The organism is Sphingomonas sp. PWP1-2, assembly GCF_049898305.1.
Classification (GTDB): domain Bacteria; phylum Pseudomonadota; class Alphaproteobacteria; order Sphingomonadales; family Sphingomonadaceae; genus Sphingomonas; species Sphingomonas glacialis.
Window position 1 is genome coordinate 351,382 of record NZ_JAFCXM010000004.1, and the last position, 13,113, is coordinate 364,494.

Sequence of the window (13,113 nt, forward strand, 5' to 3'; positions counted from 1 at the left end):
GGCCGCGGCCCAATCCCGAACGCGGCTTCGGGCGTGCAATCGGAGGCGTCGAGTCGGTCATGCGGCCCTTGCAGGTTGCGGGGTATCAAAGGCGGGCAGCCGCGCGATCAGCTCACGCGCGAGCGCGATATAGGCTTCCGAGCCGGGGCAGCGATAATCGTAGATCAATGCCGGCAAGCCGTGGCTCGGCGCCTCGGACAAACGCACGTTGCGCGGAATCACCGTGTCGAACACCACGCGACCCAGCACCGCGCGAACGTCGTTCGAGACTTGGTCGGTCAGACGGTTGCGACGATCGTGCATCGTCAATGCGACACCCATGATCGACAGCGCGGGGTTGAAGCGCTCGCGGATCCGCTCGACGGTGCTCAACAGCTGGCTGAGCCCTTCGAGCGCGAAGAATTCGCACTGCAGCGGGACGAGCAGCGAATTCGACGCGACCATCGCATTGAGCGTCAGCAGACCGAGCGACGGCGGACAATCGATCAGCACGACGTCCCAGCGATGATCCGAGCGGGCGAGAGCGCGCGACAGGCGATGCGTGCGCTCTTCATATTCGACCAGCTCGATTTCGGCACCCGAGAGGTCGACCGTCGCCGGTACGATGTCGAGCTTGGGGACGCACGTCGGCATTGCCGCGACGTCGATCGATGTCTCGCCGAGCAGAATGTCATAGGTCGAGTGATGCCGGTCGGCGCGCGCGATCCCAAGCCCCGTCGAGCAATTGCCTTGCGGATCGAGATCGAGCAGCAAAACCCGCAGCCCGGTCGCAGCAAGCGCAGTGCCGAGGTTGATCGCGGTCGTCGTCTTTCCGACACCGCCCTTCTGGTTCGCGACGGCAATGACGTTCATCGGCGTGTTACCCCTGATGCAAGAACGATCAGCGAGTCGGGATCGGTGATACTGTGTTCCACGTGAAACACCCCGTCCCATGCTAGCTGCGCGGCGGTGACATCTGCCAGCGCCGTCCGCCCTTTTGGCAGAATCCAGCACGTTGCGGAAGATGCGCACTTCGCGCCCCAGGCGAAAAGACTGTCCAACGATGCGACGGCCCGCGCCGAGATAATCCTTGCATCGACAAGGACATCCTCGATCCGCGCACACTTCACCGTAACGCGATCGCCGACCCCCATCGCCTCCGCCGCTTGCGTCAGGAAGTCTGCGCGACGTCGACGCGGCTCGACCAGCCAGACCGGTCGATCGGTAAGAGCTGCAACAACCAGTCCTGGGAAACCGGCACCGCTCCCGATATCGAGCCATACCCCGTCGTCCTTGGGGGCGAGCATCAGCAGCTGCGCGGAATCGACAATGTGGCGCGTCCACATCGCGCCCAGCGTCGAGGGTGCAATCAGATTCTGCTGCGCGCTTTCGGCGGTAACGATCTCGACGAGCTGTCGCATCGCCGCGAGCCCGTCAGCGCCAAAGTGCTGCGAGACCCAGTCCCGCGCTTCGTCCTCGGTCACGCCGCCTTCTTTCGTATCTGCAGGAGGATCGCCGTCAGCGCCGCCGGGGTGATGCCGCGAATGCGACCCGCCGCTGCGAGCGTCGCGGGGCGTGCGGTCTCGAGCCGTTCGATCATCTCGCTCGATAGCCCGGGGACGGTCGCGAAGTGCAAGCCATCGGGAACGGCGATCGTGTCATGCGACCGCATCGCCGCAACTTCGGACTCCTGCCGTGCGAGATAGGGGGCGTAGCGCGCGTCCTCGGTCGCTTCGGCAAGCAGATCGGCATCCATGCGTTCGAGGAGGTCTGGGGCCACCATCTCGAGCGTCACGCCCGCCACGCGTAGCCATGCGGCGCCCGATCGACGTTCGGGATCGCTGCCGATCACCGCACCGCGCGTCGTGAGCGTTTCGCTTGGCACCGTCTGGTCGAGCACCCGTTCGATTTCGCCACGGCGCTCGATCCGATCCGCGAGCCGCTCGATCCGCGCGGGCGACAAGCACCCAATCTCAGCCGCTATCGGGCTCAAGCGTGTCTCGGCATTATCGGCGCGCAATCGCAGCCGATATTCGGCGCGAGCGGTGAGCATGCGATAGGGTTCGGTAATGCCTTGCAGCACCAGATCGTCGATCATCACACCGAGATACGACGATGCTCGGTCGAGCACGATCTCGGGCCGCTCGAGCGCGCGCGCCGCTGCATTGAGCCCCGCCATCAACCCTTGGCCGGCGGCTTCTTCATATCCAGTCGTTCCGTTGATTTGCCCACAGCAATACAGACCTTCGAGCGCGCGGACCTCCAGCGTGGCATCCAGCGCGCGCGGGTCGATGTGGTCATATTCGACGGCGTATCCCGGCGTCAGCATCGTCGTGGCCTCGAGCCCGGGGATCGAGCGAAGCATCGCCGCCTGGATATCGACGGGCAGCGAAGTCGAAATGCCGTTGGGATAGATCGTCGGATCGTCGAGGCCCTCGGGTTCGAGGAAGATCTGATGGCCGTCGCGGTCGCCAAAGCGATGGATCTTGTCCTCGATCGAGGGGCAATAGCGGGGGCCTGCCCCCGCGATCGCACCGCCGAACAGCGGCGACCGGTCGAGCCCGGAGCGAATGATGTCGTGTGTCTGCGGCGTCGTCCGCGTGATCGCGCAGTGAAGCTGGGGCAGGGGGCGATGCTTCGAAACGGGTGACATGGTCCACGGCTCGGCGTCGCTTTCCTGCTGCGCCAGCCGCGCCCAGTCGATCGTGCGGCCATCGAGCCGTGGCGGCGTCCCGGTCTTGAGGCGCGCCATCGGCAGGTTGGCAGCGCGAAGCTGCTGCGCGAGCAAGGACGCGCCCGCTTCCCCGACACGCCCACCTTCGGAGCGTTCCTCACCACAGAACATCCGCCCGCCGAGGAAGGTGCCAGTTGCTAGCACCACGGCGCGTGCATGAAGTACCGTACCATCGGCTAGGCGAACACCTGCGACGCTCCCGCTCTCGCTCAGCAGGAGACCGGCGACTTCGCCACCGATAATCTCCAACCCTGCTTGCTGTGCTAGCATCGCGTTGATCGCTGCCGCGTAGCGGCGTCGGTCCGCCTGCACTCGTGGGCCCTGAACGGCTGCGCCTTTGCTGCGGTTGAGCATTCGGTAGTGGATACCCGCCGCATCGGTCGCGCGCGCCATCAGGCCGTCGAACGCATCGACCTCGCGGACAAGATGCCCCTTGCCGAGACCCCCGATCGCGGGGTTGCACGACATCGCGCCCACTTTCGCAGGATCGAAGGTGATCAATGCGGTCCGTGCGCCGCGGCGCGCCGCCGCGGCGGCAGCCTCGGTGCCGGAGTGTCCGCCACCCACTACGATGACGTCGAAATCGTTCATGGCTTCGCGCTAAATGGCTCGCCGCGATCTGTCAAAGCCGACCGTGTTCCACGTGGAACATCATTTGCCGATGCAGAAGCGCGAGAAGATCGCGTCGAGCACGTCCTCGGTTCCGGTGCGCCCCGTGATCGCGTTGAGTGACCGCATCGCGCAGCGCACTTCCTCTGAGACGATCAGCAAATCGCCTTGACCCGCCTGGCGGAGATGCTGCTCGCTTTCGCGCAGCAACGACCGCTGCCGATCATTTGTCGCAATCGCATCGGCGACGGGGAGCAGCGCTTTCGCCTCCGCGGCAAGCCGCGCCCACAGGCCGGCTATGCCAGCCCCGGTCTCTGCCGAAACAACGAGCTCAGCGAAAGGGGGAGGGGACGAGCGCGACGACAGGTCGGCACGCGCGTGTACCGCGATATGCCTCGGATCGGCAGGCGGGGTGTCGCCCAGCCACAGCACGATATCCGCCGAGCCCATCGCCGCCTCGGCACGCGCAATGCCGATCTCTTCGACAATGTCGTTGGGCGTATCCGTCAGACCGGCAGTATCGGTCAGCAGATAGGCGATCCCCCCACGCGTGACCGCGGCCTCGATCCGGTCGCGCGTCGTCCCCGACAATGGCGAGACGATCGCCACATCGCGCGCCGCGAGCACGTTGAGGAGCGTCGATTTCCCACTATTGGGGGGCCCGGCTATCACCACGCGTACGCCGTCGTGCAGACGCTCGACCGGGGGCGTTGCGAGCAGCGCAGCCATCGCATCCGCAATGCCTGCGATGTTGGTCGTGATCGCCTCGACCGCTTCGTCGGGCACATCGTCTTCGTCGGAGAAATCGAGCTGCGCTTCGATGCTCGCAGCCACTGTCACCAACCGGTCCGACCAGTCTTCGATAACGGTGCGCAATCCGCCTTCCGCAATCCGAAGCGCTGCACGACGCTGCGTCTCGGTCTCGGCGCTGAGCAGATCGCCGAGGCCTTCAGCTTCGGTCAGATCGAGCACACCGTTGGTCAACGCACGGCGCGTGAATTCCCCCGGCTCGGCGGCGCGCAGACCCGGTTGCGCAGCGAGGACATCGCCGACCGCCGCCACCACCGCACGCCCGCCGTGAAGATGGAGTTCGACCAGATCCTCACCCGTCGCGGTACGCGGAGCCGGAAAGGTCAGGACCAGCGCACGATCGAGCAATCGCCGGTCGGCAGGATCGCGCAAGGCGCGCACGCCCGCCACGCGCGGTGACGGCAGGGTCCCCGCGAGCGCCGCTGCAACCGCCATCGCCGACGGCCCGCTGATCCGCATGATCGCGATCGCCGCCGGCGGCGGGCCGCTCGAGCAGGCAAAGATCGTGTCGTCCGCCACGGCTTATTTCGCTGCGCGATCGAACATCGTCCGCCACAGTCCCATGCTCGCATCGCTGACCGGCGCCCAGCTTCGCATCATGTTTTCGATCAGGTCGGGCGAAACGACGCCATCCATCGAATCGGTCATCATCGACAGATACTTATCGTGGATCGGCGTGAGATCCGGGAGCCCCATGAACGCACGCGCTTCCTGGGGGGTACAATCGATCTCGACGTTGATCTTCATTACGGCGTCTCCGCTTGAGCCGGCACGAGCCCGGCGCCATAGTCTGCTCATGTATGCGCGCGATATGGCCCGGATCGCAACGCCCGTCGGCGTGATCACGATCAGCGGCGATGACCGCGAACTCCATGCGATCACGCTGGGCGGGGAGGGCGAGATCGTCGCGGGGACAACCGCACCCGTACGTGCCGCCGCCGAGCAACTGACCGCGTGGTTTGCGGGAGCGCTAACGACCTTTGATCTGGCTTTGTCAGCGGCAGCGTCCGAACGCGGGGAGGCGCTGCGGACCGCAATGGTCGCGATCCCGTATGGCGATACGCTAAGCTACGGAGCACTCGCCAAGCGTGCTGGATCGAGTGCGCGGGCGATCGGGCAGGCCTGCGCGCACAATCCGTTCCCGATCGTGGTGCCATGCCACCGCGTGGTCAATGCCTCGGGAAGCCTCGGCGCCTATTCGGCGGGGGAGGGGCCGATCACCAAGCAATGGCTGCTCGCGTTCGAGCGGCGCGGTCGGCGGGATCTGCTGCTTTAGGGATTTGGTCGGCGGGGCGGGCATGGGCAAAGCCCATGCCGTCGGTCGGGCGCGGAATTGCGCCCGCCGGCCGAGCCGGTGCGAGTCCGGCGGCAGCCTGCCGCCGGCCGCACTCGGCTATTGATTCATGCTGTCGAAGAAATCTTCGTTGGTCTTCGAATTCTTCATCTTGTCGAGCAGGAACTCCATCGAGTCGATCGTGCCCATCTGCATGAGGATGCGGCGCAGCACCCACATCTTCGACAGCTTGCTCTGATCGACCAGCAGCTCTTCCTTGCGCGTGCCCGACTTGCCGACGTCGAGCGCCGGGAAGATGCGCTTGTCGGCAACCTTGCGATCGAGCACGATTTCCGAGTTACCCGTGCCCTTGAATTCCTCGAAGATCACTTCGTCCATCCGGCTGCCGGTATCAATCAGCGCGGTCGCGATGATCGACAGCGAACCGCCTTCCTCGATGTTGCGCGCGGCACCGAAGAAGCGCTTCGGACGCTGCAGTGCATTGGCGTCGACACCGCCGGTCAGCACCTTGCCCGACGACGGGACGACGGTGTTGTAGGCCCGGCCGAGACGCGTGATCGAGTCGAGCAGGATCACGACGTCCTTCTTGTGCTCGACCAGGCGCTTGGCCTTTTCGATCACCATTTCAGCGACTTGCACGTGGCGCGTCGCGGGCTCGTCGAAGGTCGAGGAGACGACCTCGCCCTTCACCGAACGCTGCATGTCGGTCACTTCCTCGGGGCGCTCGTCGATCAGCAGGACGATCAGGAACACCTCGGGGTGGTTGTCGGTGATCGCCTTGGCGATGTTCTGCAGCATCACCGTCTTGCCGACGCGCGGCGGCGCGACGATCAGCGTGCGCTGGCCCTTGCCCTGCGGCGAGATGATGTCGATGACGCGCGCCGACTTGTCCTTGACGGTCGGATCGGCGGGATCGAGCGTGAGCTTCTCATCGGGATAGAGCGGCGTGAGATTGTCGAAATTGACGCGATGACGAACCGCGTCGGGATTGTCGAAATTGACCGCGGTCAGCTTGGTCAGAGCGAAATAGCGTTCGCCATCCTTCGGTCCGCGGATTTCACCTTCGACCGTATCGCCGGTGCGCAGGCCGAATTTGCGGACCTGGTTGGGCGAGATGTAGATGTCGTCAGGGCCGGCGAGATAATTCGCCTCGGGGCTGCGCAGAAAGCCAAAGCCGTCGGGCAGCACTTCGATCGTGCCGAGCCCCATGATTTCCTCGCCCTCTTCGGCCTGGACCTTGAGGATCGCGAACATCAGATCCTGCTTGCGCAGCGTCGATGCGCTCTCGATGCCGAGCTCCTCGGCCATCGCGACCAGTTCGGCCGGCTTTTTGTTCTTGAGGTCTTTGAGATGCATGGAGGGCGTCCGGGGCATGAAGATGCGAGGGGGGAGCTTCGGTCGGCGACAGATACGCGACGATGCTAGAGGAAGGATGCCGCGACCGAGCGGGTGGACCCGCCGCATCGTGACACGGCGTTGGAGATACGATCCGGCGCGCGGCGCGTCAAGGCTTGGCGGTTTTTGCGCAAGTGCTGAGAGCGCGATTATCGGTCGCCCTCCGCACGCGTCGCGTCCCACGCGCAGAGGGCTTCAGGACCTCAGAAAGGCTGGACGATCGCGAGGATGACGATGAACGTCACCAGCACCGCCGGCACTTCGTTGATCAGCCGCAGCTGCCGCCCGGTGAGCGTCGGCTTGCCCGCCGCCAGCTTCTTCGAATAGCCGACCGCCCAACCGTGATACCCGCTGAGGATCACCACCAGCAGCAGCTTGAGATGCAGCCAGCCGAGCCCACTCGCGCCCGAGAACAGCCCGAGATTGGCGCCGAGCGTCAAGCCGAGCACCCAGACGACGACCATCGCAGGCGTCAGGATGATCTTGCGGATCTTGGCTTCGCGCTCGACCCATTGCGCCGCCTCGGGCGAGCCGATCGCGGCTTCCTGATGATACACCAGATAGCGCGGCAGCATGAACAGCCCCGCCATCCAGAAGATGACGAAGATCAGATGCGCTGCCTTCATCCACGGATAGGCATTGCCGAGCATCCCGATCATCGCGCGCTCCGGACATAGGCGAGCAACTGCTCGACATGCGGGATCGGCGTGTCCTGCAGGATGCCGTGGCCGAGATTGAAGATGTGCGGCCGATCGGCGAACGCGGTGAGGATGCGCGACGCGGCCTGTTCCATCGCCGCCCCGCCGGCGATCAGGACGAGCGGATCGAGATTGCCCTGCACCGGCATCCCCTGCGGAAGCGTCCGCGCGGCCCATTCGGGGTCGATCGTCTCGTCGAGCCCGAGCGCATCGACCCCGGTCTCGCGCGCATAGGCAGGAAGCTTCTCGCCCGCGCCCTTGGGAAAGCCGATCACCGGGACGCCGGGGTGGCGCTCATGCAGCGCCGCGACGATCGCGGCATTGGGGGCGATCACCCAGCGTTCGAACTGCGCGGGGCTGAGGCTGCCGGCCCAGCTGTCGAACAGCTGCACCGCCTCGACGCCTGCCTCGATCTGGCGCGACAGATATTCGATCGTGCAATCGGCGATCGCGGTGATGATCCGACCAAAAGCGGCAGGGTCGCCATACGCAAAACGCCGCGTCTCGCCCTGATCCTTGCTGCCATGTCCTGCGACCATATAGGTGGCGACGGTCCACGGGCTTCCAGCAAAGCCGAGGAAGGTGGTCTGTGGCGGCAATTGCGCTGCGACCAGGCGCACAGTCGCATACACCGGATCAAGCCGCTCAGGCGCCGCCTGAAGGCTTTCCAGCGCATGATCGACGAGCGGGGGCGTCAGCGCCGGTCCTTCGCCGACACCGAAGCTCAGACCCTGTCCCAGCGCCGAGGGGACCATCAGGATGTCCGAGAACAGGATCGCACCGTCGAAGCCGAAGCGCCGGATCGGTTGGATCGTTACCTCGGCTGCCGCTTCACTGTCATTGACCAAAGCGAGGAACCCGCCCTTCTCGGCCCGGAGCGCGCGATATTCGGGGAGATAGCGTCCCGCCTGGCGCATCAGCCAGATTGGCGGGGTGGAGGCACGCTCACCCTTGAGCGTGGCGAGCAGCGGCTTGTTTTGCGTCAGCACGATCGGTCTTTCCTCACCCTACTTCTATAAGAATCTAGAATCTTAAAAGGTTGAAGTGGTTGTTGGCACGTTGATAACGGGGCTTATGCCGCCATCCCCAAAATGCCAACAGATTGACGCGGCGCAATCGACGCTCACGCCTTGAGTCGGCGTGCTCGTCCCCATTATCCACAGGCTGTGGGGGGAACCATGGGGTGTTTGCGCGATTGTGGATAGCATGAGGGTTATGCACCGCGGTCGCTCGGCTTTGCGGACGGGCAAAGTTGCGCTAGCGCTTGCCCCCATGTTGTCCACAGTTTCGCCCCGCACCCGTCTCTGATGCGCCTGCATCTCCATCTTTTGTCGGATTCGACCGGCGAAACGCTCGAGAACATCGCCAAGGCCGCGCTCGCGCAATATGACGATGTCGAGACGATCCGGCATTTCTGGCCGATGGTCCGGACCGAGGCGCATCTCGAGCGCATTTTGCAGGAAATCTCGCAAAATCCCGGGTTGGTGCTGTTCACTCTGGTGAACAGCGAGACGCGGCGCACGCTCGAGACGCGCTGTCGTACGCTCGGGCTCCCCGCGGTCGCGCCGCTCGATGCGGTGACGGGCGCGCTGTCGGGCTTGCTTGGTCAGGCGGCGAAGGCCCGCCCGGGGCGGCAGCACGTGCTCGACGCCGCGTATTTCGCGCGAGTCGATGCGATTCAGTTCACGATCGCGCATGACGACGGGATCCTGGCCGAGGAGTGGGAAGAGGCGGACATTCTGCTCGCAGGCGTGTCGCGGTCTTCGAAGACGCCGACGTCGATCTATCTCGCCAATCGCGGCTTCAAGACCGCGAATATCCCGATCGTCGTCGAAAGCCCGCCGCCCGAAAATCTCTTCACGTTGAAGAACCCGATCATCGTCGGCCTTACGACGAGCGCCGATCGGCTGATCCAGGTGCGCCGCAACCGGTTGCTGTCGCTAAATGAAACGACCACCACCGCTTATGTCGACCAAGAAGCGGTGACGCGCGAAGTCGCCTATGCGCGGCGGATGTTCGCCGACAATGGCTGGCCGGTGATCGACGTCACGCGGCGCTCGATCGAGGAAACCGCAGCGGCGATCATTGCGCTTGTCGGCGAACGCCGTGGCGAAACACGAGGTGAGGCATGAAGCTCCTGCTGGCGTCGCAAAGTGCCTCGCGGCGCGCCATGCTGACCGCGGCAAATGTCCCGTTCGTCGCGGTCTCGGCCGGCGTCGATGAGGAATCGGCAAAGGCGGCGTTGCTCGGCGAAGGGCTCGCCGCGCGCGACATGACCGATGCCCTGGCCGAACTTAAGGCGATCAAGGTTTCGTCGGGTGAGGGGCAAGCGCTTGTGCTCGGTTGCGACTCGGTCGTCGCGCTCGAGGATGGGTCGATGCTCGACAAACCGCGCGACCGGGCCGAGGCGGGCGCGCATCTGCGCCGGCTGTCGGGCAAGCGTCACGAACTCGTCAGCGCCGCGGTGATAGCCGAAGGCGGCCGTCCGGTGTGGCGCGTCGTCGATCGTGCGCGAATGCACGTGCGCCCGCTGTCCGAGGCGTTCATCGAGACCTATCTCGACCTCGAATGGCCCGAGATCTCCGGCTGTGTCGGTTGCTATCGGATCGAGGGCCCGGGCGCGCAATTGTTCAGCCGGATCGAGGGGAGCCAGTTTACCGTGCTCGGCCTGCCTTTGCTGCCGGTGCTCGATTATCTGCGGGTTCGGGGAGTTATGGCGTCATGATGCTGGCCGAAGTGATCGGCGATCCGATCGCGCATTCCAAATCGCCACTGATCCACGGCTTCTGGATCGAACGCCTCGCGCTCGATGCCGAATATCGCCGCTGTCAGGTCGCTGCCGACGGGCTGGCAGCGTATTTCGAGGCGCGCAGTGCCGATCCCGCTTGGCGCGGCTGCAACGTAACGATCCCGCACAAGATCGCGGTGTTCGACCATGTCCCCGATCCCGGTGGCGTCCGCGCCACGATCGGCGCGGCCAATACCGTGTTCCGCGGCGAAGACGGCAAGGTGATCCTGACCAACACCGATGCCGCCGGCTTCTATGCGCCGATCAACCAGCTCGAACTTACCGGCGCGCCGGTCGTGGTGATCGGGGCAGGGGGGGCGGCACGCGCGGTGTTGTTCGCGCTCGCGCGGCTCGACGTCGGTCCGGTGACGATCCTCAACCGCAACGTGCTCAAGGCCGCGGCGTTGCTGTCGTCGTTCGGGCTCAAGGGCAAGGCGCTGCCGCTCGATGCGACGCTCCCGGCCGCGGCCTTGTTGGTCAATGCGAGCGCACTCGGGATGGTCGGGCAACCCCCGCTCGAGCTCGATCTGGCGCCGTTGCCCGAGGATGCAGTGGTGTATGACGTCGTTTATGCACCGCTCGAAACGCGCCTGCTGGCGGCGGCGCGCGACCGCGAGCTCGAGACGGTCGACGGGCTCGATATGCTGATCGGCCAGGCCGCGCTCGCGTTCGAGCTGTTCTTTGGCGTCGCCCCACCGCGCGACGAGGCGAGCGACGACGAGCTCCGCGCGCTGCTGACCGCATGACGGCCGAGCGGCCGATCACGATCGGGCTGACCGGGTCGATCGGCATGGGCAAATCGCCCGTCGCCGCGATGTTCGCCGACGCCGGCGTGCCGGTGTTCGACGCCGATGCCACGGTGCACGCGCTGCAAGGGCCGGGTGGCCGCACCGTCGCCGCGATCGAGTCTGCCTTTCCCGGCGTGACCGGGCCGAATGGCGTCGATCGCGCTGCGCTCGGCGCCAAGGTGCTCGGCGACCCGGCGGCACTCGCGCGGCTCGAAGCGATCGTCCATCCGGCGGTCGGCGAGGAGCGCGCGGCCTTCCTGGCGGCGCATGCGAGCGCGCCGATCGTGCTGTTCGACGTCCCCTTGCTGTTCGAGACGGGTGGCGAGTCGCGCGTCGATCGCGTCGTCGTCGTGTCGGCCCCGCCCGAGATTCAACGTGCGCGGGTGCTCGCCCGCACCGGAATGACGCCCGAAAAGCTCGACGCGATTCTCGCCAGGCAGTTGCCGGACGGGGATAAAGTCGCGCGCGCCGACTTCGTCGTGCCGACGGGCGGGTCGATCGATGCGACGCGCCGTGCGGTTAGCGCCATCATCGCTTGCCTCGAAGGGCGCGAGACCCCACTATCCTAGACTTATGCGCGAGATCGTTTTCGATACCGAGACCACAGGCTTTAGTTTTTCCGATGGCGACCGCATGGTCGAGATCGGCTGTCTCGAGATGGTCAACAAGGTCGAGACCGGGCGCACCTTCCACGCCTATTTCCACCCAGAGCGCACAGTGCCGCCCGAAGCGCAGCGCGTCCACGGGCTGAGCGACGCGTTCCTCGCCGACAAGCCGCTATTTCCGCAGCTGGTCGAGGATTTGCTCGATTTCATCGGCGACAGTCCGCTTGTCGCGCACAATGCGAGCTTCGATTTCGGCTTCCTCAACGGCGAACTGCAGCGCTGCGGCCGCGCGACCGTTGGGCTGCACCGGATGGTCGATACCGTCGCGATGGCGCGGATGCGCCACCCCGGCGCCAAGCACAGCCTCGATGCGCTCTGTAACCGCTACGGCATCGATCGTAGCCATCGCACCGTCCACGGCGCGTTGCTCGACGCGCAATTGCTCTCGCAAGTCTATGTCGAGCTCACCGGCGGTCGACAGATCGGGCTCGGCCTGGTCAGCGAAGTGATCGAGGACATGGCGCCGATGCAGTCGACCGCGCCGACGACGGTGCGTCCGGCGCGGATTTTCGCAGCCGCCGAGAGCGAACTCGCCCGGCATGCGGCGTTCCTCAAAACCGTGGTCAATCCGTTGTGGGGGAGCGATCCGGCACTGTCTTGAGTTTAAGGGGGTCGAGGCGCCCGACAGGCGTCGTCTACCGGCGATGATCGTCAAAGCGACATCGGCCAGCTAAGGAGAATGCTCATGGATATTCGGGTTTCCGGCCATCAGGTCGAAACGGGCGAGGCGCTCAGGACCCATGTCGACGAGCGACTCCAGGGCATAGCCACCAAATATTTCGCGCGCGCGATCTCGGCGCAGGTCACCTTCGGCAAGGGGCCGCACGACAATCGCTTCACCGCCGACATCGTCGCGCACGTGATGCAGGGGTTGATCCTCAAGGCACATGGCGATGCCGCGGATGCGCATCTCGCCTTCGACGCTGCCGCCGCCAAGGTTGAGAAGCAATTGCGGCGCTACATGCGCCGCCTCAAGGATCGCAATGCCGGGGTGGCGAGTGCAGCGGCGGCACAAGCGGCCGATGCCGAGAATGCCGGCTATACGCTGTTCCAGGAGAGCACCACTGAAGAGGAGGTCGAGGACTTCCCGCTGATCGTCGCAGAAACGCGCGTCGACGTGCCCGATGCCTCGGTGTCCGATGCGGTGATGATGCTCGACCTGCGCAACACCGCGGCCTTGCTGTTCCGCAACAGCGTATCGGGCACCTACAACATGGTCTATCGCCGTGGCGACGGGACGATCGGCTGGGTCGAGCCGCACCGCGAAGCGTAAGGCCATCAGCGGCACGGCGCCGATGTCCTAGCATAAGGCTCGTGCTTTCGCCGATGACCGATCGGCGCTATGGGCTCGCT

Annotated in this window: 15 protein-coding genes; 7 read left to right on the forward strand and 8 right to left on the reverse strand. The window is 65.2% G+C overall.

The annotated features are described in order from the left end of the window. Nucleotides 1-57: 57 nt before the first annotated feature. The 5 genes from ACP7C5_RS12670 to ACP7C5_RS12690 are packed head-to-tail and all read right to left on the reverse strand — an operon-like array spanning nucleotide 58 to nucleotide 4,879. The gene (locus ACP7C5_RS12670; RefSeq protein ID WP_133191285.1) at nucleotides 58-852 is read right to left on the reverse strand and encodes a ParA family protein; all 795 of its coding nucleotides are present in this window, start codon (nucleotides 850-852) and stop codon (nucleotides 58-60) included. Then, complete coding sequence (locus tag ACP7C5_RS12675) at nucleotides 849-1,463, reverse strand: 16S rRNA (guanine(527)-N(7))-methyltransferase RsmG (RefSeq protein WP_426264508.1); 615 nt, start codon at nucleotides 1,461-1,463, stop codon at nucleotides 849-851. Before ACP7C5_RS12675 ends, ACP7C5_RS12670 begins: the two co-directional genes overlap by 4 nt. After that, nucleotides 1,460-3,304: a tRNA uridine-5-carboxymethylaminomethyl(34) synthesis enzyme MnmG gene (mnmG, locus tag ACP7C5_RS12680; protein WP_426264509.1), complete on the reverse strand. Its 1,845-nt coding sequence runs from the start codon at nucleotides 3,302-3,304 to the stop codon at nucleotides 1,460-1,462. The genes ACP7C5_RS12675 and mnmG overlap by 4 nt, the downstream gene beginning before the upstream one ends. A 60-nt stretch (nucleotides 3,305-3,364) precedes the next feature. After that, entirely contained in the window at nucleotides 3,365-4,651 is a 1,287-nt protein-coding gene (gene mnmE / locus ACP7C5_RS12685; protein WP_426264510.1) for a tRNA uridine-5-carboxymethylaminomethyl(34) synthesis GTPase MnmE, read from the reverse strand. Nucleotides 4,652-4,654: 3 nt separating this feature from the next. Then, complete coding sequence (locus ACP7C5_RS12690) at nucleotides 4,655-4,879, reverse strand: DUF6489 family protein (RefSeq protein ID WP_133191277.1); 225 nt, start codon at nucleotides 4,877-4,879, stop codon at nucleotides 4,655-4,657. A gap of 49 nt (nucleotides 4,880-4,928) precedes the next feature. On the opposite strand from ACP7C5_RS12690, the gene ACP7C5_RS12695 reads away from it, so the two are divergent. Next, nucleotides 4,929-5,408, forward strand: a complete 480-nt coding sequence (locus ACP7C5_RS12695) for a methylated-DNA--[protein]-cysteine S-methyltransferase (protein ID WP_426264511.1) — start codon at nucleotides 4,929-4,931, stop codon at nucleotides 5,406-5,408. 117 nt (nucleotides 5,409-5,525) lie between these two features. On the opposite strand, the gene rho is transcribed toward ACP7C5_RS12695, so the two are convergent. The 3 genes from rho to hemE all read right to left on the reverse strand — a co-directional run bounded on the left by rho (nucleotide 5,526) and on the right by hemE (nucleotide 8,508). Beyond that, nucleotides 5,526-6,782: a transcription termination factor Rho gene (gene rho / locus ACP7C5_RS12700; RefSeq protein WP_133191273.1), complete on the reverse strand. Its 1,257-nt coding sequence runs from the start codon at nucleotides 6,780-6,782 to the stop codon at nucleotides 5,526-5,528. A 242-nt stretch (nucleotides 6,783-7,024) separates the two neighbouring features. Beyond that, entirely contained in the window at nucleotides 7,025-7,480 is a 456-nt protein-coding gene (locus tag ACP7C5_RS12705) for a CopD family protein (protein ID WP_189676513.1), read from the reverse strand. After that, nucleotides 7,477-8,508, reverse strand: a complete 1,032-nt coding sequence (hemE, locus tag ACP7C5_RS12710; protein ID WP_322161552.1) for a uroporphyrinogen decarboxylase — start codon at nucleotides 8,506-8,508, stop codon at nucleotides 7,477-7,479. Before hemE ends, ACP7C5_RS12705 begins: the two co-directional genes overlap by 4 nt. Nucleotides 8,509-8,826: 318 nt before the next feature. Here hemE and ACP7C5_RS12715 point away from each other — a divergent pair, with 318 nt between their 5' ends. The 6 genes from ACP7C5_RS12715 to hpf all read left to right on the forward strand — a co-directional run bounded on the left by ACP7C5_RS12715 (nucleotide 8,827) and on the right by hpf (nucleotide 13,033). Next, nucleotides 8,827-9,651: a pyruvate, water dikinase regulatory protein gene (locus tag ACP7C5_RS12715; protein WP_426264512.1), complete on the forward strand. Its 825-nt coding sequence runs from the start codon at nucleotides 8,827-8,829 to the stop codon at nucleotides 9,649-9,651. Beyond that, nucleotides 9,648-10,244: a Maf family protein gene (locus ACP7C5_RS12720; protein WP_426264513.1), complete on the forward strand. Its 597-nt coding sequence runs from the start codon at nucleotides 9,648-9,650 to the stop codon at nucleotides 10,242-10,244. The genes ACP7C5_RS12715 and ACP7C5_RS12720 overlap by 4 nt, the downstream gene beginning before the upstream one ends. Continuing rightward, a complete protein-coding gene (locus ACP7C5_RS12725; RefSeq protein ID WP_426264514.1) occupies nucleotides 10,241-11,053 on the forward strand; it encodes a shikimate dehydrogenase family protein in 813 nt (270 codons plus the stop codon). The genes ACP7C5_RS12720 and ACP7C5_RS12725 overlap by 4 nt, the downstream gene beginning before the upstream one ends. Continuing rightward, nucleotides 11,050-11,664, forward strand: coding sequence for a dephospho-CoA kinase (gene coaE, locus ACP7C5_RS12730; protein WP_426264515.1), 615 nt, complete (start codon nucleotides 11,050-11,052; stop codon nucleotides 11,662-11,664). Before ACP7C5_RS12725 ends, coaE begins: the two co-directional genes overlap by 4 nt. A gap of 4 nt (nucleotides 11,665-11,668) precedes the next feature. Further along, nucleotides 11,669-12,361: a DNA polymerase III subunit epsilon gene (gene dnaQ, locus ACP7C5_RS12735; RefSeq protein WP_426264516.1), complete on the forward strand. Its 693-nt coding sequence runs from the start codon at nucleotides 11,669-11,671 to the stop codon at nucleotides 12,359-12,361. A gap of 84 nt (nucleotides 12,362-12,445) precedes the next feature. Beyond that, the gene (gene hpf, locus ACP7C5_RS12740; protein WP_133191259.1) at nucleotides 12,446-13,033 is read left to right on the forward strand and encodes a ribosome hibernation-promoting factor, HPF/YfiA family; all 588 of its coding nucleotides are present in this window, start codon (nucleotides 12,446-12,448) and stop codon (nucleotides 13,031-13,033) included. Nucleotides 13,034-13,113: the final 80 nt, after the last annotated feature.

Bases quoted from the DNA above. Each gene is read 5' to 3' on its own strand.
- ACP7C5_RS12715 (WP_426264512.1), top strand. From the start codon at position 8,827: ATGCGCCTGCATCTCCATCTTTTGTCGGATTCGACCGGCGAAACGCTC.
- ACP7C5_RS12690 (WP_133191277.1), bottom strand. From the start codon at position 4,879: ATGAAGATCAACGTCGAGATCGATTGTACCCCCCAGGAAGCGCGTGCG.
- mnmG (WP_426264509.1), bottom strand. From the start codon at position 3,304: ATGAACGATTTCGACGTCATCGTAGTGGGTGGCGGACACTCCGGCACC.
- rho (WP_133191273.1), bottom strand. From the start codon at position 6,782: ATGCATCTCAAAGACCTCAAGAACAAAAAGCCGGCCGAACTGGTCGCG.
- ACP7C5_RS12720 (WP_426264513.1), top strand. From the start codon at position 9,648: ATGAAGCTCCTGCTGGCGTCGCAAAGTGCCTCGCGGCGCGCCATGCTG.
- dnaQ (WP_426264516.1), top strand. From the start codon at position 11,669: ATGCGCGAGATCGTTTTCGATACCGAGACCACAGGCTTTAGTTTTTCC.
- ACP7C5_RS12705 (WP_189676513.1), bottom strand. From the start codon at position 7,480: ATGATCGGGATGCTCGGCAATGCCTATCCGTGGATGAAGGCAGCGCAT.
- ACP7C5_RS12695 (WP_426264511.1), top strand. From the start codon at position 4,929: ATGTATGCGCGCGATATGGCCCGGATCGCAACGCCCGTCGGCGTGATC.
- hpf (WP_133191259.1), top strand. From the start codon at position 12,446: ATGGATATTCGGGTTTCCGGCCATCAGGTCGAAACGGGCGAGGCGCTC.
- coaE (WP_426264515.1), top strand. From the start codon at position 11,050: ATGACGGCCGAGCGGCCGATCACGATCGGGCTGACCGGGTCGATCGGC.
- ACP7C5_RS12725 (WP_426264514.1), top strand. From the start codon at position 10,241: ATGATGCTGGCCGAAGTGATCGGCGATCCGATCGCGCATTCCAAATCG.
- ACP7C5_RS12670 (WP_133191285.1), bottom strand. From the start codon at position 852: ATGAACGTCATTGCCGTCGCGAACCAGAAGGGCGGTGTCGGAAAGACG.